This window comes from Kribbella monticola, assembly GCF_003261635.1.
Lineage (GTDB): Bacteria > Actinomycetota > Actinomycetes > Propionibacteriales > Kribbellaceae > Kribbella > Kribbella monticola.
Window position 1 is genome coordinate 39,131 of record NZ_QFXK01000092.1, and the last position, 20,767, is coordinate 59,897.

Consider the following 20,767-nt stretch of genomic DNA (forward strand, 5'->3'; position numbering starts at 1 on the left):
GTCCTCAGTAGTGGAAGCATCTAGGTAGGTAGTGGGAGCTACCCGGGCTTCTTCTGAGGGGGAGGACGGCCATGAACCTGCGCATGCTGGGGGTTGCCGCAGTCACGGCGGCTCTACTGACCGGATTGGTCCCGGCCACGGCCCAAGCTGATCCGAGTCCGTCGCTACCGGTGGTCAGTACGCCGGCCGATCCGGCTACGCCACCGATCACACCGGCCTCGGAACCGCCCGCCACGTCGACCTCTGAACCGCCCGCCACGTCGACCTCGACGCCGCCTGCCACGACACCTTCCACACCCACGTCGACGCCGACGGCACCACCCCGTACGGCGGCCGCCGTGCCGCTGTCGATCTCGCTCGACCAGCCGGCCACCTCCTGGGAGGACCGGCCGATGACGTTCACCGGCAAGGTCAGCAACGGGGCAGTCGGCTGGTACATCTCGCTCTGGCAGGCGCTGCCCAGCGGCTGGACGCTGCGCAGCTCGACGAAGACGACCACGGGCGGTGCGTACCGGATGACGTACACGCCGACCACGCCGATCCATACGACCTTCCGTGCGGTGGTCGGGCCGAAGTTCTACGAGGCGCCCGCCATCTCACCCGCGCGCATCGGCACCGCGCAGGACCGGAAGATCGTGCTCAACGCCCCGTCGCCGTCGTACATCACGCTCACCGGTGTCGCCGCCTACGGCCACACCACCCCCGCTGAGCCGGGCCTCGAAGTCGTCCTCCAGGACCTGCTCGGGAACGGCACCTGGCGCTGGCTGACCAGTACGAAGGTCGATGCCAACGGCTACTTTCATCTGCCGATCCCGGACAACTTCCCGCATACCCGGACAGTGCGAGTCGTCAGTCGCGGCGTCGCGGCCACCGCGGTCGAGGTGTCGGCCTCGGCCCGGTTCGTCATCAAAGCAGCCCTGAACCCGAAGGTCTTCACCGTCGCCGCCAGCATGGTGCCGAAGACCTATCGCTCCGGCTGCCCGGTCGGTCCGTCGTCGCTGCGGCTGCTGATCTTGAATTACTGGGGCTTCGACGGGCTCGTTCACAAGGGTGAGCTGATCCTGCGCGACGCTGCCGTGCAGAAGATGATCACGGTCTGGACCGCCAGCTTCAACGCGCACTTCCCGATCCGGCGGATGCAACGCGTCGACGTGTTCGGTGGCAACGACATCACCTCGATGGCCGCCGACAACACCTCGGCGTTCAACTGCCGCCAGGTGACCGGCGATCCGTACTCCCTCTCACCGCACTCGTACGGCTTCGCGATCGACATCAACACCGTCGAGAACCCGTACCTCGCGGCGAACAACGTGTGGTACCCGTCGAACGGCCTCAGCTACCGGAATCGCAGCGCGGTCCGCCCGGGCATGCTCTTCTCCAGCAGCACGACCACGAGGTCGCTGGTCGGTCAGGGCTACTTCTGGGGAGCCAACTGGAGCAAGCCCGACTACCAGCACTTCGAACCGAAGTGAAACCGCTCCTAGCCTCCGTTGCTGTACTGGGACTGCTGGTTGGATGCAGCAACAGTGCAGCCTCGGGGGAGCCGCCACCGCCGACCACGCCCATCCCCAGCACGGTCGGCGGCACAGTGCCGGTCCCGACGAACACCGTCGGTACTGCGAACCCGACCGATGCTGCCAAGCCGCCGCAGCTACCGGAGCAAGCGACGGCACCACCGCCTGCCTCTGCAGGTCCCGTGTCCGCGAAGAACCTCCCCGCCCCGGAGAAGCTTGGCGAAGGCTGGAAGACGTACACGGACCCAGGTGGCTCGGAGCAGGGCTTCCTGGGCAACGACACCTGGACCAGGCGTCGCGACGGGCACCAGGCTGCCTACGAGGCTCTGCCGGTCGGGTGCTCGAATCCTGCGCCGAAAGGCTCCCTGCCGGTCCCACTGCACGCACTGCAGGGTTCTTACCGAACCGGCACCAACCAGCCGGCCAACGCTCTGCTCCTGCGTTTCGCGGACGCCACTAAGGCGAAGGCCTACTTCACGGGCTACCAGGCCCGCATCAAGGCCTGCGGTGACGGCGGTGACTTGGCTGTGCAGTCCCTCTGGTCGACGGAGACGGCGGCAGGCGCCGTACGCCGGTATGCCGGGGCTGACGCCTTCGTCGAGGTTTCCCTCGTGCAGGGATCTACTGTGGCGCTGCTGGCACAGCAGACCGCCAAGCCGGACGACCAGGCCGATTGGTCGCACTCCGTGGTACCGGAGTTGGAAGCTGTGATCGATCTGCGCTAAAGATGCACTACCTTTCAGTATTTTGCCGTCGTAAACTCCTGACATGGGCGACTTCGACAGCTATGGGCGACTCACGGCCGACCTCGAACCGCCGTATGCGGTGGTCGACCTGGCGGCCTTCCGCCGGAACGCGGACGATCTGGTCCGCCGCGCCGCCGGTACGCCGATCCGGGTGGCGTCCAAGTCGGTGCGCTGCCGTGCGCTGATCACCGAGGCGCTCCAGCGGCCCGGTTTCCACGGCGTGATGGCGTACTCGCTGCCCGAAGCGCTCTGGCTGGCCCGCAACGGAGTCGACGACATCCTGATGGGCTACCCGACCGTGCATCGCGCGGCGCTTCGCGAGCTGGCCGCCGATGCCGACGCGGCCGCGCGGATCACCTTGATGATCGACGACGTCCAGCACCTCGAGTTCATCAAGGCGACCACCGGCGGTGGCGAGCGGATCCAGGTCTGCCTCGACGTCGACGCCTCCCTGCGAATCTTCGGCCAGCACCTCGGCGTACGGCGCTCGCCGCTGCGTACCCCCGAGCAAGTGCTCGCGCTGGCGCACACCGTGGCGGCCGATGACGCCTTCGAGCTGGTCGGGGTGATGTTCTACGAGGCGCAGATCGCCGGTCTGCCCGACACGTCACCCGCAGTGCGCTGGGTCAAGCGCCGGTCCGCCGCCGAGCTGTCCGAGCGGCGAGGACTGGTTGTCGACGCGGTGAAGCAGGTCGCACCGCTGCGGCTGGTGAACAGCGGCGGCACCGGCAGTCTCGAGGTCAGCAGCGCCGACCCGGCCGTCACCGAGGTGACCGCGGGCTCCGGACTCTACGGCCCCACCCTGTTCGACAAGTACGACGTCTTCCAGCCCGAGCACGCGGTCGCTTACGCGCTCGGCGTTGTCCGCCGGCCGGCGCCGCGGATCGCGACCCTGTTCGGCGGCGGCTACATCGCGTCGGGCCCGGCGAAGAAGTCGCGGCAACCGTCCCCGACCTGGCCGGCCGGGCTCGGCCTGCTCGGCACCGAGGGGGCCGGCGAGGTACAGACCCCGGTGCGGGGAGAATCGGCGCGAGGCCTGCGGATCGGCGACCGGGTCTGGATGCGTTATGCCAAGGCAGGCGAGCTGCTGGAACGATTCGACCGGCTGTACGCGATCGACGGCACCGAGCTGACCGAGCTCGTGACGTACCGGGGCGAGGGGAAGAACTTCGGATGAGTACCTGGCGCAACTGGTCCGGCACCGAGACGGCGACCGGAGTGGAGGTGCTGCGGCCTTCGTCCACCGACGAGGTGGCTGCGGCGGTGAAGACGGCCGCCGAGCAAGGCAAGAAGCTCAAGGCAGTCGGCTCCGGCCATTCCTTCACCGGTTGTTCGGTGCCGGAGCAGGTGATGATCCGGCTGGACGGACTCGCCTCGATCACCACCGCCGATCGCGCCAGCGGCCGGGTCACGCTCGGAGCGGGCACCGGGCTGGCCAAGTTGAACGCGGGGCTGGCGTCCTTCGATCTGGCGATGGCCAACCTCGGCGACATCGACAAGCAGACCATCTCCGGCGCGATCTCCACCGGCACGCACGGCACCGGCGCCAAGCTCGGCGGCCTCGCGACCCAGGTCACCGGGCTCGAACTGGTTACCGCCGATGGCTCGGTCCTGCACTGCTCCCCGGAAGAGAATCCCGACGTCTTCGCCGCAGCGCGGGTCTCGGTCGGCGCGCTCGGTGTGATCACCGCGGTCACGCTGCAGTGCGTGCCGGCCTTCCTGCTCCGCGCCCAGGAGATGCCACTACCGCTCGGCGAAGTACTGGACGGCTTCGATGAGCTTGCCGGCGGCAACGATCACTTCGAGTTCTACTGGTTCCCGCATACCGACCTGGCGTTGACGAAACGCAACAACCGGGTCGCTGCCGGGGTCGGCGCAGCGCCGGTCGGGCGGCTGCGCGGCTGGATCGACGACGAGCTGCTGTCCAACCGCGTCTTCGAACTCACCAACCGGCTCGCGGTCCGCCGGCCGGCGCTGGTGCCCCGGATCAACCAGCTGGCGTCGCGCGCGTTGTCCGCCCGCGAGTACGTCGACGCGTCGTACAAGGTGTTCTGTTCGGAGCGGAACGTGGTGTTCCGGGAGTCGGAGTACGCCGTACCGCGGGAGCATGTTGTCGAGGTGGTCCAGCAGTTGCGGGCCTGGATCGATCGCTCGGGGGAGCGGATCCCGTTCCCGATCGAGGTCCGGGTCGCGGCGGCGGACGACATCTGGTTGTCGACCGCCTACGGCCGGGCGACGGCGTACGTCGCGATTCACCAGTACCACCGGCTGGCGCACGACAAGTACTTCGACGCGTTCGAGCAGATCGCCGGCGCTTTCGGCGGGCGGCCGCACTGGGGCAAGCTGCACACGCTCGGCGCGGACCAGTTCCGCGAGCGGTACCCGCGCTTCGACGACTTCCTCGCCGTTCGCGATCGCCTCGACCCGCGGCGTACGTTCAGCAATCCCTACACCCGGCAGGTCTTCGGCTCATAGCCTCCGCGGAGCAATTGGAGTTTCGGTCGCCCGGTGCCGGGCATAGATTCGTGTCATGACCGCACCTGAGCCGCTCGAGCCGTTGACCGAGGACTGGACCAAGGCCCTCGCCGTTGTCGCGCATCCCGACGACCTGGAATTCGGCGCCGCCGCCGCGATCGCGCGCTGGACCGCCCAGGGCAAGGAGATCGTCTACTGCCTGCTCACCTCCGGGGAGGCCGGCATCGACGGCATCGCGCCGGCCGAATCCGGCCCGCTGCGCGAAGCCGAGCAGATCGAGTCCGCCCGGGTCGTCGGCGTCGACACGGTCGAGTTCCTCGGCCAGCCCGACGGCACGATCGAGTACGGCGTACCGCTGCGCCGGCTGATCACCCAGGCGATCCGGCGGCACCAGCCGGAGATCGTCATCACCAACAACTTCCGCGACACCTGGGACGGCGACGCCCTGCTGAACCAGGCGGACCACATCAACACCGGCCGCGCCACCCTCGACGCGGTCCGCGATGCGGCCAACCGGTGGATCTTCCCCGACGACGGCCAGCGCTGGAACAGCGTCCGTCAGGTCTGGGCGAGCGGCTCACCGAGCAGTAAGCACGCGGTCGACACGACCGAGACCTTCGACCTCGGGGTCGAGTCGCTGAAGGGCGCACAAGGCGTACATCGAGGGCCTCAACTGGCCGCATTTCGACCCGGCGGAGTTCCTCGAAGGCATCTCCCGCACGACCGGCACACGCCTCGGCACCACCTACGCGGCGCCGTTCGAGGTGTTCACCGTCTGATCCGCACCGACCGATCATGTGTTGTCCACCTGGTGTTCTCCGGGAGCGAGCTGCGAACCTGGCAGACTCGGGGGTAGGCGACAGCGCAGCTTCCAGGACTTTCGAGGATCGGACGGGCGATGAGATCAGACGACGCCGTTACGGCGCTGCGAGTGCTCCGACCGCTGCCCGAGTGGACGGGCGGCGTCGACCGAACCGACGGGTCGCGGACGGCCCATTGGAGGGCGCACCGGGAAGCCGGGAAGCCGGCTGTGATGGACGTCGAGCCTGCTGAGACCTGGCAGCCACCTTGGTGGCTGCTCGTCTTCGGCCCCATGTGTTGGCTGTTGCTCTCGGCGCTGGTGCTGGAGGAGCGCGGCCGGCTGGTCGCGGTCGTCGCCTTCGTTCTGCTCGCGCCGGTCGGGATGCCGATTCCCGCCGTACTGCGGTGGGTTCGCAAGCATCGCCGTCTCGACGGGGCCTACCTCGGCCCGTTGGTTTTCGCGGGCATGGCCGTCCTCACCGATGTCCCCTTGTGGGTCTGCGGCGCCGCCGGTCTCGGTGCCGCGTTCCTCGGCCTGATGCTGGGCGCAATGCGCGGCTTCGCCCACCACTGACGCGGTTCGGTCAGAGCTCGAGGACCCGCTTGGCGTCGGCGAGGACCGCTTGCGAGGCCAATGACTGCCAGCGGGGAACCAGTTCCTGCAGGTGCGGGCGGAGTTTGGCGTCGAGGTCCGGAGCATGGTCCAGGACGTCGAGTTCGTTGACGATGGTCAGGTCGACGAAGTCCCGCAGTTCGTCGTCGGTCAGCTCCTCCGACGTACCGGTGAAGCGGTCCGTGACCGTGCGGTGCTCGGCGAGATCGCGCCAGCTCGACTCCCGGTCGCAGGAACCGTACCGATAGACGAGCAGCTCCGCTTCGGGGCCGATCACGGCCTCCAGCACCGAGCGCTCGGTCTGCCAGTCGAACAGATGCGTCGGGAACCCGTCCGTCCCGTACGCCGCGTGCGCGAGCCCCGCGAGCGCCAGCGTGTCGGAGGCACCGAGTGAGGTGAGCCGCTTCGCGACCCGGTGCAGATGCACGTACAGCGTGCCGCCTGCGTGGTCCAGCTCGTCCGCACCGCGGACCAGCAACATCGATCCAAGGTCTTGGAAGGTGCTCATCTGACCCCTTCTGGCTTCGGAGTGGTCAGGGCCCTGACTGGACCGGCCCAGGCACCCAAGGTACGGCCTGCCGTGCACCGCCGCCCAGCGATGCGGCGTGCCGGATCGGTCACACTGCGGTCACCCGACGGGCACCCACAAGCCACCGATCCGGCACCTCCTCATTCACCTCTCCCGAAGCCATCGGTGCCGGACGCCTCTGACACCGGCCTCGGGAAACCCACGAGCACACGCCTACCCGATCCAGCGCGTCCGCGGACGAGTGAGGGAAGCACTCGTCCACCACGCCACACCAGAAGGCACACCGCAGGTGAGGGTCTATAAGCCGCAACCCGAAAGAGTGCGGCGGTTTGCCCCAACCAGTCGCACCCCGCAAGGCGTGCGGCCGGTTGTATCGACCAAGCCGCACCGCGACAGGCGCGCGGCGCTTGCATCGACCAAGCCGCACCGCGACAGGCGTGCGGCGCTTGCATCGACCAAGCCGCACCGCGACAGGCGTGGCGGCTGTTGTGGTGACCACCAGTCGCACCTCGCGAGCGTGCGGTTGGTTGGAGTCAGTCGTCGAGTTCGGCGAGGGCTTTGCGGGCTGCTTCCAGTTCGGCTTCGAGGGCGGCGACCTTGGCGGCCTGCTGCTCGCGGGCGGCGTCGATGACCTCGTCGATCGGGCCGGACAGGTCCTCGTGCAGCTCCTTGGCCGCGCGGGAGACGGCCGCGGCGGCGACCAGCAGGTTCTTCGCGATGTAGCTGTTGCCCTGCTTGAGCTCGGCCTTCCACTCGCCGTCGGCGGTGCCGGTGACGGTCAGGGTGAGCTCGAGGGTCTTGGTCTTCTTCGGGGCGGCCTTCTTGGCCGGCGCCCGCTTCGGCTTCTCGGCCACCGGAGCCGCCGGCTCGACGTCGGCCTCAGCGGCGGCGTCGGCATCGTCGGCGACCGGCGCGGAGACGGCTTCCGTTGCCGTGTCAGCAGCTGACGTGACAGCTTCCGCTGTGTCGGCAGGACTGTCGATCACCGCGTCGGGAGTGTCGACGACGTCGGTCTGAGCTTCTACTGCAAAGGTGTCTACAGTCATCGTTGCGGCGATCTCCCTGAGTAACAATGTCCCCGCCGGAGCGGGCTGGCGCTGAGAGTGTATTAGAACACACGTTCGACCCCCAGCGCCAATCGCCTCGCCGCAACGCGAAGGTCAGGCCGGCTGCTCCTTGCGATCGCCCGACCAGTCCAGGTGGAACGCACCCTCACGGTCGATCCGGTGGTACGTGTGCGCCCCGAAGAGATCGCGCAGACCCTGGATCAGCGCGGCGGGCAGTCGCTCGGCGCGCAGCCCGTCGTAGTACGAAAGCGCCGCGGAGAAGCCCGGAGCCGGTACGCCGGCCGTCGCGGCGGCCGCGACCACGCGACGCCAGGCGTCCTGTCCGCTCACGACGGCGTCCTTGAAGTAGTCGTCCACCAGCAGCGACGGCAGGTTGGCGTCGCGGTCGTACGCCTCCTTGATCCGGTCCAGGAAGCGGGCCCGGATGATGCAGCCGCCGCGCCAGATCGTCGCCATCGCACCCAGGTCGATGTCCCAGCCGTACTGGTCCGAAGCGGCCCGGATCGCGTCGAAGCCCTGCGCGTAGGCGACCAGCTTGGACGAATACAGCGCGTGCCGCACATCCTCGATGAACGCGTCCCGATCGACGTCCAGCTTGGCGTCCGACGACGGCCCGGCCAGTACGCCGGCAGCAGCCTGCCGCCGTACGACGTCGCCTGACAGGGAGCGGGCGAACACGGCCTCGGCCATGCCGCTGACGGGAATGCCCAGGTCGAGCGCGACCTGGACAGTCCAGCGACCGGTGCCCTTCTGCTCCGCCTGGTCCAGTACGACGTCGACGAACGGCTGCCCGGTGGACTCGTCGACCTGGCTGAGCACCTCGGCGGTGATCTCGATCAGGAATGACTCGAGGTCGCCGGAATTCCACTCGCGGAACACGTCGGCGATCTCGGTCGCGCTCAGGCCGAGCACGTGCCGAAGTAGGTCGTACGCCTCGGCGATCAGCTGCATGTCGGCGTACTCGATGCCGTTGTGCAGCATCTTCACGAAGTGGCCGGCGCCGTCGGGACCGACGTGCACGCAGCAGGGCTGATCGCCCACCTGCGCGGCGATCTTGGTCAGCATCGGCTCCAGGGCGGAGTACGCGAAGGTCGATCCGCCCGGCATGATGCTCGGTCCGTTCAGCGCGCCTTCCTCGCCACCGGAGACGCCCGCGCCGACGAAGTGCAGACCCTTGGCCTTCAGGGCGTCCTCGCGCCGCCGGGTGTCGGCGAAGTGCGCGTTGCCGGCGTCGACGACGATGTCGCCCTCGTCCAGCAGCGGTACCAGTTCCTCGATCACCGCGTCGGTCGGCTCGCCGGCCTTGACCATGATGATGATCTTGCGCGGCTGCTCCAGCGCGGCGACCAGCGCGGGCAGGTCGTCCGCCGCGGTGAACTCGCCTTCGTGCCCGAACTGCTCGATCAGCGCGTCCGTGCGGGCCTTGGACCGGTTGTGGACGGCGACGCGGAAGCCGTTGCGGGCCAGGTTCCGGGCCAGGTTGCGGCCCATCACCGCGAGACCGGTGACAGCGATCTGGGCTGGAGCTGAACTCATGAAATCTCCTGCGGAGTGAGTGCTGGAAGCTGCGTGCGGAACCAGTCTGTCGCCTCGGGCAACCCCGCCCTCCAGCGGGTGACCACCTGCTGGAACACGTTTGCCCTTCCGGCGCCGAGGGATTGCCAGCGTCCGGCAACGGTGGTAGACATCTGAGAAATCGATTTCCCGGCAACGTGAGGTCCCGCCCATGACCGCATCTCTGCGTCGCGCCACCGCCCTGCTGCTAGGAGCATTCCTGGCCTTTCCCGTGTCCACAGCGCCCGCCCCAGCCACCGGTACGCCGTACGCGGCGGCGACCGCGGTCGCCCGAGGTGCCGGCAACGGGCCGGTCGGCTGGGACGTCTACCGCCACCTCGACCGCCTGCCGGAGTTGCAGAGCGGCGTACGGACCAAGCAGTTCTCCAGCTTCGGTCGCGACGGCACCAACAACGACGGTTTCGACGGCACCTACTCCTGCCTGCGTACTACGGCCGCCGGCTGTGTCATCGCCGAAGCTCGAGGCGCGGGCGAGATCGCCTCGATCTGGTTCACCCGCGACGAGGGGGACGTCCGCAAGACCGGGAAGATCACCGTCGAGGTCGACGGCCGGACCGTCCTCGACGCGCAACTACAGGACGTCGTGGACGGCAAACTCGGTGCGCCGTTCGTCTATCCCTTGGTAGCCAACGCGCTGCAGACCTCCGGTGGTGTCTACCTCCGCGTCCCGATGCCCTATCGGAAGTCGATGCGGGTCACCGTGCAGAACAACCCGCTCTTCTACCACGTCGACTACCGCGAGTTCCCGCATGCGACCGGGGTGAGCACCTTCGACCCGACCGACAAGGCTGAGGATGTCGTCGCCTTGCTGAAGGGCTTCGGCACGAAGGACCCGAAGCCGGCCGTGCCTGGTGCGCGGACCACCGCGACGCCGATCAACCTTGCCCCAGGCAAGCAAGTCACCCTGGCCGACAGCTTCGGTCCCGGTGAGCTGAGCGCGCTGCGCCTGAAGCTGCCGCAGATCGTCGGCCTCGACCTGAAGAGCTTCACCGACGACGGCCGGGCCTTCCTCGGCGGCAGCCAGTTCACGGTCAAGGTCGATCCGGCCAACACCGGCGTGAAGCTGATCCGCCGGATGGACCTGCGGATCGGCAACCAGCGCGCGAAGATCTTCGTCGACGGTGTCCCGGCCGGTGAGTGGGCGCCGCTCCCGGCGAAGGGCGCCCAATGGGCCGACCAGGTGGTCGAGCTGCCGGCCTCGGTGACCGCCGGCAAGTCGCAGCTGGTGATCCGCAACGAGTTCGTCTCCTCGGATCTGGACTTCAACGAGTTCACCTACTGGGCCGACTCGATCGTCGGAGGGGCGGTCAAGCGCACCGACACGCTCGACGTCGGACCCGATCACGTCGCCGATGAGCAGGCTCACGCCTACTCCATCACTCAGCAGAACTGGAGCGGCTCGCACTCGATGCCGTACGCGGCGACTGCCGACGACGCGGCGCGGGTGAAGTCGTCCGATGCACTCCTGGGCGGAGTACGGGTGCAGGTCACCGTCGACGGCAAGAAGCGAGTGGACGCGCCGCTGGGTGAGTTCTTCGGCTCGGGGCTCGGTGAGAACGAGGTGCGCTCGCTGTTCTTCGCGATGGATCCGAACGGCTGGTACTCCGCTTGGTGGCCGATGCCCTACTTGGCGAGAGCGACAGTCACCCTGGTCAACACCACGCAGTACAAGCTGTCCGGGGAGTCAGAGGTCACCACGGCCCGTAGTACGCAGGCCGGAGTGGATCTGGTCACTGGCAAGTCCGGCTACTTCAGTGCGATCTCCAACCGCGGGCAAGCGACGTTCGGCAGCGACTGGAAGATCGCGGAGACCACAGGGCGTGGCAAGTTCGTCGGTGTCTCGCAGACGATGGAAGGCCTGCAGCCGGACGGGAACACCCGTGGCTACCTCGAGGGCGACGAGCGTGTGTACGTCGATGGCGAGCGCACCCCAGCGATCCACGGCACCGGGACCGAGGACTACTTCGAGTCCGGCTGGTACTTCAACCAGGGCACCTACTCCTCACCCTTCCACGGCAACTCGGGCCACGAGGTTGCTGCGGGCAACTGCAAGAACGAGTGCGATAGCGCGTACCGCTTGCACATCACCGACGCGGTGGACTTCCAGAACCAGCTCACGTTCGGAATCGAGCACGGTCAGCAGAACGATCACCCGGCCGTCTACGGCACCACCGCCTTCCTGTACTCCGCTGGGCGGTTCGGAGCGCGCGAGACCGATCGGATCGACACCGGCTCGGCCGCGAACCGTCAGCAGCACGCGTACGCCGACGGGTCGGCGGCGACTCAAACGGAGCTGACCAGCGTCTACGAAGGCGACCACGACGACACGGCGGTCACCGACCAGGTCCGGTCCACCACGACGCCCATCCGGTTCGAAGCGAAGGTTGATCCGAGCAACAGTGGGGTGACGCTCCGACGTACGAGCGACCAGAACGTGGCCGGACAGTCGGCAAAGGTCGTTGTCGACGGCAAGGATGCGGGGACCTGGTTGCAGCCACTGGGCAACGCGAGACAACGCTGGCTCGACGACAACTACCAACTCCCCGCATCACTCACCTCCGGCCGGACCAAGCTCACCATCGAGCTGCAACCGACCGGACCTGCCTGGACCGCCTCCGCGTACGCCGTACAGTCCCTCGTCACCCCGTACGCCGACCGGCAGGCGCCGACGCGACCGACAGACCTCACTGCGAAGGGCCGCACCGACAATGCGATCGCGTTGTCTTGGTCCGACTCTGCCGACGACACCGGTATCGCCCGGTACAACGTCTATGGAGCCAAGGCGGGGACGGTCGAGAAGCTGATCGACACCAGCACAGTCCCCGGCTTCCTTCACCAGGGCCTCGGCTTGGAGGAGACCTGGCAGTACAGGGTTTCGGCAGTAGACCTTGCCGGGCATGAGAGCAGCAAATCGTCAATAGCAGAAGGCACTTCGGGCAGCACGCTGCGGGTAGAGGCGGAGTCGCTCCTGCCGGCCGTGTCCGCGACTGTGCCGGCTGATCCGCAAGGGAACTGCTGTGGGGTCAGTTGGTCCGGTGGTAGCCAGCTGTGGATCCACGGGACCAAGGCCGGCGACAAGGTCGTGCTGGAGTTCGCAGTGCCGACCACCGGGACCTACCAGTTGTCGACCGTACTCACCAAGGCAGCTGACTACGGCATCGCGGAGCTGGCCGTCGATGGCAAGGCGCCGGTGTCGTTCGACGGCTACGTCGCGTCCGGTGTGACCACACAAAACGTAGACCTCGGCAGCCAGGTGCTGACGGCCGGAAAGCACCAGCTGAGCATCACCCTGACCGGCAAGAACCCAGCCGCCACCGGCTACCTGGTCGGTGTCGATCTCCTCCAGCTGGAGCTGACCATGATCCACGATGTCCCCTTCCAGAAGGTCGACAAAGTGGTTGCCGCTGGCAAGTTCACGAAGGTCTACGACCCGAGTGTCGGCGAGTCCGGCCCGTGGTACTACAACGACCACACGATGGTCCAGGATCGCAAGACCGGTACCTGGCACGTCTTCGCGATCACTCACGCCGAACCGGCCAACCCGCTCGACGAGAAGAGCTTCGGCCACGCCACCGCGCCTACACCGAACGGCCCGTGGACCAAGCAGCCCCCCGCGCTGGTTGCCGATCCGACCGCGGGGGAGAGCCACATCTGGGCGCCGTACGTGCTGTACGACGCGGGCACCTACTACATGTTCTACGCCGGCGGGACGCCCGACCACACGGCGTACCGGATGCAGTTGGCCACGTCGACCGACCTGGTGCACTGGACGCGCAGTACGGCGAATCCTTTGTTCACGGACGGATTCGACGGGCGCGACCCGATGGTGCACAAGGTCGGCAAGCAGTGGGTGATGTACTACACCGCCAACTCCACCCCGAGTGGCGGCAACCACATCGTCGCCTACCGGACCAGCAACGACCTGCTGCACTGGAGCGAGCGCCGTACGGCGTTCCAGCATCCGGAGACTGGCACGTTCGGTGGGCCTACCGAGTCGCCGTTCGTGGTGCAGCGCGGCAAGGACTGGTACTTGTTCGTCTGCTGTGACGGCGGCTACGAGTCGACAAAGGTCTACAAGAGCAAGGATCCGCTGCACTTCAGCCTCGACCAGCTGGTCGGGACGATCCAGGCGCACGCGGCGGAAGTGGTACAGGACGGCGATCAGTGGTTCGTCACCGGCGCGGGCTGGGGGAAGGGTGGTCTGTTCATCGCGCCGCTCGACTTCGATGCCTGGCAGGTGACGAAGGGCCACGTGATCAGCAACAAGTACTACCGGGCCACTGTGCAGACGGCTCCGAAGACCGTGCTCACTGCGCTGGACGTGGATCCCAGCGGCCAAGGCAACTATCGCCCGGCACTCGACCACTCCTCACGTGGAACCACCCCGTATCTGGGCGTAGGAACTTTCGGCAACACGGATGTCGCAGGAGCAGCGGCCCGGGTCGAAAGCAGCGACGGCCGGCTGAAGCTGGAAGGCATCCCGTTCGGAGACGAGCCGGTGACTGCGGACTGGACGTTCGACTTCGGCGCGAAGACGTTCGATACCAGTCTGAGCTGGAACGTCACCGGTCCGACCAATGCTCCGGTCTGGGAAGTCGCCTTCAACGTCGACTCGGCGCTGGCCGACCAGGGCGATACCGGCGGCTTCGAACGCAACGGTGACATTCCCGGCTTCCCCGACTGGTCGATGGCAACCGGCCCGGGGCTCAGCGTCGTGACCGCCTACAAGCACGGCTCGGCCTGGGCAGAGGACAACCACTGGTACGACGCACCCACCGGCACCGTCGCTTGGCAACCTCTGTGGCAACCGGGCGGTCGCGCCCTCCCACCCGGCTCGTACGCCGGTGGCACCTGGCGCGTCGGCTTCTCCGCCACCGAGAAGGACACAACCCTCGCCACCCAGCTGTCGGGAGGTCTCAACTAGGCTCGTCGACGTGACCATCCCGACCTTGGATCCTCGTCGTACCGCCTTGATCCTGATCGATCTGATGCCGCGCATCGTCGCGCTGGACACGGCTCCGCTGTCCGGGCCGGCCGTGCTCAAGCGCTGCGTCGCGCTGGCCGAGGCGACCCGGGCCGTCGGTGGGCTGGTCGTGCACGTGCGGGTCGAACGCCCGAACGTGACCGTCCAGCCCGCCGGGAGCGAGCTCGCACCCGAACTGGACCCGCAGCCGGGCGACATCGAGATCGTCAAGCAGACGGTCGGCGCGTTCCACCGGACCGGCCTGGACGACGCGCTGCGCACGCACGACATCGAGACCGTCGTCCTCGGCGGCATCGCGACCAACTTCGGGGTCGAGTCGACCGGCCGGGCGGCCGACGAGCACGGGTACCGCACGATCTACGTCACGGATGCGATGACCGGGCTCGACGCGCACGCGCACGACTTCGCGGTCTCCTACATCTTCCCGCGCTTCGGCGAGACCTGCACCGGCACGGAGTACGTGGCCGCACTCGGCCGGCGCTGATCAGCACAGCGGAAGAGCGCGGCGTTCTCCTGCGTCCACTCCTCCAAGGTCCGCGGGGCATGCCCGGTGACCGTTTCGACCGTGTCGGTCACCGTGGTCTCGTCGACGTTGCCGTCGGCAAAGAATCCCTCGATCGCACTCGCGTACTGTTCCGGCATCGAGGCGAACAACTCCGCGTGGGACTCCTCCCGGCTCAGCTCCCGGGCGGTCAGATTGCGGCCGAGCGCCCGGCCGAGGATCTCCACCTGCTCGGCGGGCCGCAACGCGACAGGCCCCGTCAGCCGGTACGCCGTACTCGCGTGCCCGTCGTCGGTCAGGGCCCGGACGGCGACGTCACCGATGTCGCGCGGGTGGATCGTCGAGATCGGCACGTCGGGGAACTGAACCCGGACCTCGTCGCCGGCGCGCAATTGGTCCAGCCAGCGCAGGGTGTTCGACATGAAACTGTTGGGCCGCAGGAACGTCCACTCGAGCCCGGACGCCCTGACGGCCTGCTCGGCAGCGAGGTGGTAGGCCGCGACGGCGTTGTCCGTCGACTTGCCGACCACCGAGCTGCTCGACAGCAGAGCGACCCGCCGTACGCCGGCCTCGACCGCCTTGGCCAGAAGCTCTTCCACCCGGTCGTAGCCACTCAGCAGGAAGATCCCCGAGACGCCGGACAGCGAATCGGCGAAGCTGTCGGGCTGATTCAGATCGCCGTACACCGGCTCGATACCGTCCGGCAGCTGCACCGCCTTACGCACCAGCGCACGCCCCGGAAGCCCCGCCGCGGCCAGCGAAGCGACCACCGCGCTCCCTGCGTTTCCGCTCGCGCCCGTCACCAGAACTGTCATCTCGTTCCCCTTTCCGGAGTCCAGCAAACACTGTCAGACGAAAGGTCCGGACGCGGGCGGCGCATCACGTCGGTGGCGTCAGGCGATGCCAGCTGCGGGGGCCGGTGCGAAGGGTGGTGGGATCGGTCAAGGTGACCAGCTCGTCGGGGTCGGTCAGCTTCGTGCCGTCGAGCCAGACGGCGCCCTGATGGATCAGGCGGCGGAGTTCGGAGTTGCTCGCCGTTGGCCGGGCCGCCTTCAGGAGGTGGAGCAGGGTCGCCGGGATCGCGTCGATCGGGACCGCGGGGATGTCGGCCGGCTCTTCGCGCTGGCTGAAGACGCTGGTGAAGGCGTCCTGTTCGGTCCGGGCCGCGCCGGCACCGTGGTACCGCGTGACGATCGCCGAAGCGAGCCGGAGTTTGGCGTCCCGGGCCGGTGGACCGCCGAGTTCCGCGGCATCGCCCAGGGCAGCGACCGTGTCCAGCGGGAGCTCGGTGTAGACGCGGGCGTAGGTCTCGACCAGCGCATCGGGCAGACTCATCACCTTGCCGAACTTGTCCCGGGGGGTGTCGGTCAGCGCGATGAAGTTGTTCAGCGACTTCGACTGTTTGGGGCCGCCGTCGAGGCCCGGCGTGATCGTGCTCGTGATGACCACCTGTGGCGGCGCGCCCAGCCGTTGCTGGAAATGCCGGCCCATCTGCTCGTTGAACAGCTGATCGGTCCCCACGATGGTGAGATCGCTGCCGATGGCGAAACTGTCGTAGCCCTGCAGTACCGGGTAGATCAGCTCGTGCAGCGCGATCTCGCGTCCTTCGGCGACGCGGGTTCGGAACATGTCCCGCGCCATCAGCTGCGCGTGCGTCACCTGGCTGAACAGTTGGAGGAGCTCCGCGGTGTTCATCGAGCCGAACCACTCGGAGTTGCGGCGGACCTCGAATACATCCGGGGTGGTTCGCAGGACGAGCCCGACCTGCTCGGTGAAGGCGGTCGCATTCGCCTCGATCTCGCTGGGCGTGAGCACCGGCCGGGTCTCGGAACGGCCGGTGGGATCGCCGATCCGGGTGGTCAGGTCCCCGAGCAGGAAGACGACCTGATGTCCGAGATCCTGGAGTTGGCGCATCATCCACAGGTTCACGGCGTGGCCGAGATGCAGGAACGGCGCGGTGCAGTCGACGCCGTACTTGATCCGCAACGGCCGCCCGGAGGCGAGTCGCTCGCGCAGGTCGGCCTCGCCGACGATGCTGTCGGTGGTACGCCGCAACCGCTCGATCACGGCGGAAACGTCGGGCATGGCAGGGATCTCCTCGCTCGAAGGAGGCAACCCAGTAGGTGCCTCCGGCAACGGAAAGAGGCAGGAACCGGACTGGTTCCTGCCTCGGAGGCTCTGGGTGTGGAGTGACGAGCGGGTACTACGAAACGCCGGCTCCTCCCAGAGCCGGTCGATACTGCTGCACTGCTCGCTCGATCACCCGCCCAGGCTAACACCACCTGATCGCGGCGGGCACCGGGTTACCTCGGGCACGAAGAGGCGGCTGCGACTACGCTCGGTCAGATGACGACGGAGCAGGTGGTCCTGGTGGACGACGCCGGACGCGCGATCGGGACCGAGGACAAGGCGACGGTTCACCACGCCGCGACGCCGCTGCACCTGGCCTTCTCCAGCTACGTCTTCGACGATCGGGGCCGCCTGCTGCTCACCCAGCGGGCCTTCACCAAGAAGACCTGGCCGGGTGCCTGGACCAACAGTTGCTGCGGTCACCCGCTCCCCGGCGAGCCCGCGGAACAGGCCGTACGCCGTCGGCTGGCGGACGAACTCGGGCTGGTTCCGGCGACCGTCGAGCTGGTCCTGCCCGCGTTCCGCTACCGGGCCGAGATGCCGGACGGGGTGGTCGAGAACGAGCTCTGCCCGGTCTTCCGGGTCGACTGCATGGATGATCCCGAACCCGATCCGGCCGAGGTCGCGGCGTACAAATGGGTGGACTGGCCGAGAGACGACGTACAAGCTGGGCTCGAAGCAGCCGTCGGGGCGGAACTCTCGCCCTGGTGCGTGCTGCAACTGCAGGAACTGAAGCGACTGGGCGAGGTGCCGGGGGAGTGGGCGGTGGCCGATCGGGCTGCGCTGCCACCCGCGGCACAGTAGGGCGGGAAACGTGAGCGAGCTGTCGATCCGCGAGGCCATGACGGACGCGGACTACGAGCAGTGGCGTGAGGTCCGGATCGCGGTCCTTCCGTACGAGCGGTGCCCGAGCGTCGCCGAATTGCGCGACCTCGACAAGCCCGGGCGGTTGATGCTGCTCGCCGAGCGGGACGGGAAGGTCGTCGGCAACGGGATGTCCGATCAGTCGAACGAGACCGGCCGCGCAGCCGTCATCCCGCGGGTGCGACCGGACGCGCGCCGGCAAGGCGTCGGTACGGCGTTGCTGCTCGCGCTCGCCGAGCATGCCGTTGCCCAGGGCTACCATCGGGCCGGCTGCACGGTGGACGATCCCGGTTCGGTGCTCTTCGCCGAGAAGTTCGGTTTCGCCGAGGAGAGCCGCCAGGTCGAGCAGGTCCGCCGGATCGGGGCCGAGCCCTGGCCCGCACCACCAGTGGGCTACGAAGTGGTTACCGTGGCCGAGCGGCCGGAACTGTGGCCGCTCGCCTACCACCAGGTCGCTCTCCCGACCTTCCCGGACATGGACATCCCCAGCCTGCTGAACGTCTCCGAGCACGACTGGGCGACCGAGTGGATGACCGATCCGGAAGCGATGTTCGTCGCCGTCGCCGGCGAGGAGGTGATCGGCGTCGCCGGCCTGCTGCTCGATCCGGACAAACCCGAACGCGCCGAGGTCGCCTACACCGGAGTACGCCGGGAGTGGCGCGGCAAGTCGGTCGCCTCGACCTTGAAGCGCTCGAGCATGGCCTGGGCGGCCGAGCACGGGATCACCGAGATCTACACCTGGACCCAACAGGGCAACGCGAACATGCGCCGCCTCAACGAACACCTCGGGTTCAGCTACGGCATCACCAGCATCGACGTCCGCGCGGCCCTTCCCCTCAAGGCCTGAAGTCAGCCGGCCGAAGTCAGTTCGGTGAGCAGGTCAGGCCCTGTCCACGCTTTGCGGGGCCCCTGCTCGGCAGCGCGGATCAGCTCGACCAGCCGGGTGTTGACCGGTGCTGGGCGATCGAGGGACTCGGCCAGCCGGACGACCTCGCCGTTGATGTAGTCGATCTCTGTACGGCGGCCTGCTTGCAGGTCCTCCCACATCGAGGTCCGAGCGAGGGGATCGATGGCCAGTGTCTTGCTCGCGAGGCGTTTGTAGATGAAGTCGGGCAGCCGGAGCAGCACGGGGAAGCGGTGTGGCGGGATCGCCATCAGTTGTGCGGGTTTGATCCCCGCGGCGTCGAGCAGACCGAGGGTCTCGGCCTGGGCCGCCGCCAGGCAGCGCCGGAACGAACGCTGGGACAACTCTTCCTTCAACGGCACGTCGGCCAGCGCGTTGATCGGATTGTTCAGGTTGAGCAACAGCTTCGCCCACTGCACCGGCAGGATGTCGCCATGCTGGGTGAGCGGCAGTCCGGCGGTCGTGAATGCCTCGGCGTACGGCGCGAGCGCGGGATGCGCCTGGACGTCGAGCCCGCCCGATGTGCCCTGATGGAACGCGCCGCCACCGCGGTTGAGCACGTTGAACGGAACCATCCCGGCCAACACCACCTGGTCGGGCAACCGCTCTCGCAGTACGTCGCCGTTGCGGATGCCGTTCTGGAAGCTCACCACGATCGCGCCCGGCTTCAGTACTGCGGCCAGCTCCTCGGCCGCCGTCGCCGTGGCCGCCGACTTGACCGTCACCAGCACCAACCCTGCGTCCGCCACGGCAGACGCAGCCGTTTCGAAAGCAACATCCCGGACGCTGAGATCCGCACCCAGGTAGTCGGTGAGGTGCAACCCGTGCTCGGTGAGCTCGTCGGCCATCCGCTGTCGCCCGACCAACGTCACCGGCGTACCGGTGGCCGCCAGTCGTCCGCCGACATAGCAGCCGATCCCGCCGGCGCCGTACACCGCGATGCTCACCCGGACATCCTCCTCGCTCGGAAGGTCCGACAGTACGTCAGCGGCGGCCGGGTGCCGGGAGCCCATCGGTCCCCCTCCCGTCGATGGACTCCCGGCCGCGCCGACGGACCGGCCGCCGTGGTGGCGCCGGCCGGTCCGCCGGACATCAGTGCAGCCGCACCCGCGGGTCCAGTACGGCGTACACGACGTCCACCAGGATGTTCGCGACGACCACGGCAGCCGAGGCGAACAGGACGATCCCGATGATCACCGGCAGGTCCTGCTGGTTGATCGCGGTCACCGCGGTCTTGCCCAGCCCCGGCAGGCTGAAGACGGTCTCGGTGACGACCACGCCACCGACCAGCTGGCCCAGATCGATCCCGAACTGGGTGACCACCGGCGTGAGCGCGCTGCGCAGCCCGTGCCGCACGATCACCCGGCGCTCGCGGATCCCTTTCGACCTCGCCGTCCGGATGTAGTCCTCGCCGAGCACATCCAGCATCGAGCCACGGGTGAGCCGGGTATAGGTTGCCGCGAGCAACAAGGCCAGTGCCAGCCACGGCAGCACCATGTGCTGCAGCCAGGTCACCGGGCCCTGGGAGAAGGGGCTGTAGCCGCCGGCCGGGAACCAGGTGTAGCCGGCCAGCGTGAGCCGGAAGTACAGGAAGTACAGCAGCAGCAGGCCGAGCAGGAACGATGGGAACGAGTAGAAGAACAAGGCGAACAGGGTGAGTCCGCGGTCGGCGAGCGAGCGCGGATGGACCGCGGAGATCACTCCGTTGAACACCCCGAGCAGCAACCACAGCACCGAGGCGCCGAGCGCGAGCGACACCGTCACCGGCAGCGCCTGCCCGATGATCGTCGTGACCGCGACCTGGTGGTAGTAGTCGTAGCCGAGATTGCCCTGGACCGCGTTCTCGACGAAGTGCAGGTACTGCTTCCAGATCGGCAGGTCGAGCCCGAGCCGGTGCTTGATCAGCGCGATCGTCTCCGGGGTCGCCTGCCGGCCGGCCAGCGTCTGCGCGACGTTGCTAGGGGCAACGAAGAACAGCCCGAAGACAGCCAGCGTGATCAGCCAGAGCACGAGAATGCCGTGGCCGAGGCGACGGAGCAGGAACACAGCCATGGGACACCTTC

General features: G+C 67.9%; 18 protein-coding genes. 10 read left to right on the forward strand and 8 right to left on the reverse strand.

Annotation, left to right across the window (positions count from 1 at the left end; all coding sequences use genetic code 11):
• Positions 1-4: 4 nt before the first annotated feature.
• On the reverse strand, positions 5-418 hold the full coding sequence (locus DIZ26_RS36485; protein WP_157979936.1) for a hypothetical protein: 414 nt from the start codon (positions 416-418) through the stop codon (positions 5-7).
• Between DIZ26_RS36485 and DIZ26_RS36490 the strand changes: the two genes are divergently transcribed.
• The 6 genes from DIZ26_RS36490 to DIZ26_RS36515 all read left to right on the forward strand — a co-directional run bounded on the left by DIZ26_RS36490 (position 393) and on the right by DIZ26_RS36515 (position 6,110).
• Positions 393-1,472: a M15 family metallopeptidase gene (locus DIZ26_RS36490; protein ID WP_112249274.1), complete on the forward strand. Its 1,080-nt coding sequence runs from the start codon at positions 393-395 to the stop codon at positions 1,470-1,472. The genes DIZ26_RS36485 and DIZ26_RS36490 overlap by 26 nt on opposite strands.
• A 116-nt stretch (positions 1,473-1,588) precedes the next feature.
• Positions 1,589-2,239, forward strand: coding sequence for a hypothetical protein (locus DIZ26_RS36495; RefSeq protein ID WP_157979937.1), 651 nt, complete (start codon positions 1,589-1,591; stop codon positions 2,237-2,239).
• A 43-nt stretch (positions 2,240-2,282) separates the two neighbouring features.
• The gene (locus tag DIZ26_RS36500) at positions 2,283-3,437 is read left to right on the forward strand and encodes an amino acid deaminase/aldolase (RefSeq protein WP_112249147.1); all 1,155 of its coding nucleotides are present in this window, start codon (positions 2,283-2,285) and stop codon (positions 3,435-3,437) included.
• Positions 3,434-4,735 (forward strand): D-arabinono-1,4-lactone oxidase, encoded by a 1,302-nt coding sequence (locus DIZ26_RS36505; RefSeq protein ID WP_112249148.1) that lies wholly within the window; start codon positions 3,434-3,436, stop codon positions 4,733-4,735. Before DIZ26_RS36500 ends, DIZ26_RS36505 begins: the two co-directional genes overlap by 4 nt.
• 55 nt (positions 4,736-4,790) lie before the next feature.
• Entirely contained in the window at positions 4,791-5,591 is an 801-nt protein-coding gene (locus tag DIZ26_RS36510) for a PIG-L deacetylase family protein (protein ID WP_232828937.1), read from the forward strand.
• 42 nt (positions 5,592-5,633) lie between these two features.
• Positions 5,634-6,110, forward strand: coding sequence for a hypothetical protein (locus DIZ26_RS36515; RefSeq protein ID WP_157979938.1), 477 nt, complete (start codon positions 5,634-5,636; stop codon positions 6,108-6,110).
• Positions 6,111-6,120: 10 nt separating this feature from the next.
• Here DIZ26_RS36515 and DIZ26_RS36520 read toward each other — a convergent pair whose 3' ends face one another.
• From DIZ26_RS36520 to gndA, 3 genes are all read right to left on the reverse strand, one after another.
• Entirely contained in the window at positions 6,121-6,657 is a 537-nt protein-coding gene (locus DIZ26_RS36520) for a DUF6817 domain-containing protein (protein ID WP_112249150.1), read from the reverse strand.
• Positions 6,658-7,211: 554 nt separating this feature from the next.
• Positions 7,212-7,724: a DUF6319 family protein gene (locus DIZ26_RS36525; RefSeq protein ID WP_112249151.1), complete on the reverse strand. Its 513-nt coding sequence runs from the start codon at positions 7,722-7,724 to the stop codon at positions 7,212-7,214.
• Between the two features lie 114 nt (positions 7,725-7,838).
• Positions 7,839-9,281 (reverse strand): NADP-dependent phosphogluconate dehydrogenase, encoded by a 1,443-nt coding sequence (gndA, locus tag DIZ26_RS36530; RefSeq protein WP_112249152.1) that lies wholly within the window; start codon positions 9,279-9,281, stop codon positions 7,839-7,841.
• A 190-nt stretch (positions 9,282-9,471) separates the two neighbouring features.
• Here gndA and DIZ26_RS36535 point away from each other — a divergent pair, with 190 nt between their 5' ends.
• Positions 9,472-14,244, forward strand: coding sequence for a DUF2961 domain-containing protein (locus tag DIZ26_RS36535; protein WP_157979939.1), 4,773 nt, complete (start codon positions 9,472-9,474; stop codon positions 14,242-14,244).
• Between the two features lie 10 nt (positions 14,245-14,254).
• Entirely contained in the window at positions 14,255-14,788 is a 534-nt protein-coding gene (locus DIZ26_RS36540) for an isochorismatase family protein (protein WP_232828939.1), read from the forward strand.
• Here the strand turns inward: DIZ26_RS36540 and DIZ26_RS36545 are convergent.
• Positions 14,719-15,621 carry an NAD(P)H-binding protein gene (locus tag DIZ26_RS36545; protein ID WP_112249154.1) on the reverse strand — a complete coding sequence of 301 codons (903 nt, stop codon included), beginning with the start codon at positions 15,619-15,621 and terminating at the stop codon, positions 14,719-14,721. The two genes, DIZ26_RS36540 and DIZ26_RS36545, sit on opposite strands and share 70 nt — an antisense overlap.
• A 64-nt stretch (positions 15,622-15,685) precedes the next feature.
• Entirely contained in the window at positions 15,686-16,891 is a 1,206-nt protein-coding gene (tyrS, locus tag DIZ26_RS36550; protein ID WP_112249155.1) for a tyrosine--tRNA ligase, read from the reverse strand.
• Between the two features lie 261 nt (positions 16,892-17,152).
• Here tyrS and idi point away from each other — a divergent pair, with 261 nt between their 5' ends.
• Positions 17,153-17,740, forward strand: coding sequence for an isopentenyl-diphosphate Delta-isomerase (idi, locus tag DIZ26_RS36555; RefSeq protein ID WP_112249156.1), 588 nt, complete (start codon positions 17,153-17,155; stop codon positions 17,738-17,740).
• A 10-nt stretch (positions 17,741-17,750) separates the two neighbouring features.
• The gene (locus DIZ26_RS36560) at positions 17,751-18,647 is read left to right on the forward strand and encodes a GNAT family N-acetyltransferase (protein ID WP_232828941.1); all 897 of its coding nucleotides are present in this window, start codon (positions 17,751-17,753) and stop codon (positions 18,645-18,647) included.
• 2 nt (positions 18,648-18,649) lie between these two features.
• Here DIZ26_RS36560 and DIZ26_RS36565 read toward each other — a convergent pair whose 3' ends face one another.
• The gene (locus tag DIZ26_RS36565) at positions 18,650-19,651 is read right to left on the reverse strand and encodes a 2-dehydropantoate 2-reductase (protein ID WP_198676484.1); all 1,002 of its coding nucleotides are present in this window, start codon (positions 19,649-19,651) and stop codon (positions 18,650-18,652) included.
• A 145-nt stretch (positions 19,652-19,796) separates the two neighbouring features.
• A complete protein-coding gene (locus tag DIZ26_RS36570; protein ID WP_112249158.1) occupies positions 19,797-20,756 on the reverse strand; it encodes an ABC transporter permease in 960 nt (319 codons plus the stop codon).
• Between the last annotated feature and the right edge of the window lie 11 nt (positions 20,757-20,767).

Bases quoted from the DNA above. Each gene is read 5' to 3' on its own strand.
- DIZ26_RS36570 (WP_112249158.1), bottom strand. From the start codon at position 20,756: ATGGCTGTGTTCCTGCTCCGTCGCCTCGGCCACGGCATTCTCGTGCTC.
- DIZ26_RS36500 (WP_112249147.1), top strand. From the start codon at position 2,283: ATGGGCGACTTCGACAGCTATGGGCGACTCACGGCCGACCTCGAACCG.
- DIZ26_RS36510 (WP_232828937.1), top strand. From the start codon at position 4,791: ATGACCGCACCTGAGCCGCTCGAGCCGTTGACCGAGGACTGGACCAAG.
- tyrS (WP_112249155.1), bottom strand. From the start codon at position 16,891: ATGCCCGACGTTTCCGCCGTGATCGAGCGGTTGCGGCGTACCACCGAC.
- DIZ26_RS36535 (WP_157979939.1), top strand. From the start codon at position 9,472: ATGACCGCATCTCTGCGTCGCGCCACCGCCCTGCTGCTAGGAGCATTC.
- DIZ26_RS36520 (WP_112249150.1), bottom strand. From the start codon at position 6,657: ATGAGCACCTTCCAAGACCTTGGATCGATGTTGCTGGTCCGCGGTGCG.
- DIZ26_RS36525 (WP_112249151.1), bottom strand. From the start codon at position 7,724: ATGACTGTAGACACCTTTGCAGTAGAAGCTCAGACCGACGTCGTCGAC.
- DIZ26_RS36545 (WP_112249154.1), bottom strand. From the start codon at position 15,621: ATGACAGTTCTGGTGACGGGCGCGAGCGGAAACGCAGGGAGCGCGGTG.
- idi (WP_112249156.1), top strand. From the start codon at position 17,153: ATGACGACGGAGCAGGTGGTCCTGGTGGACGACGCCGGACGCGCGATC.
- DIZ26_RS36490 (WP_112249274.1), top strand. From the start codon at position 393: ATGACGTTCACCGGCAAGGTCAGCAACGGGGCAGTCGGCTGGTACATC.
- DIZ26_RS36505 (WP_112249148.1), top strand. From the start codon at position 3,434: ATGAGTACCTGGCGCAACTGGTCCGGCACCGAGACGGCGACCGGAGTG.
- gndA (WP_112249152.1), bottom strand. From the start codon at position 9,281: ATGAGTTCAGCTCCAGCCCAGATCGCTGTCACCGGTCTCGCGGTGATG.
- DIZ26_RS36515 (WP_157979938.1), top strand. From the start codon at position 5,634: ATGAGATCAGACGACGCCGTTACGGCGCTGCGAGTGCTCCGACCGCTG.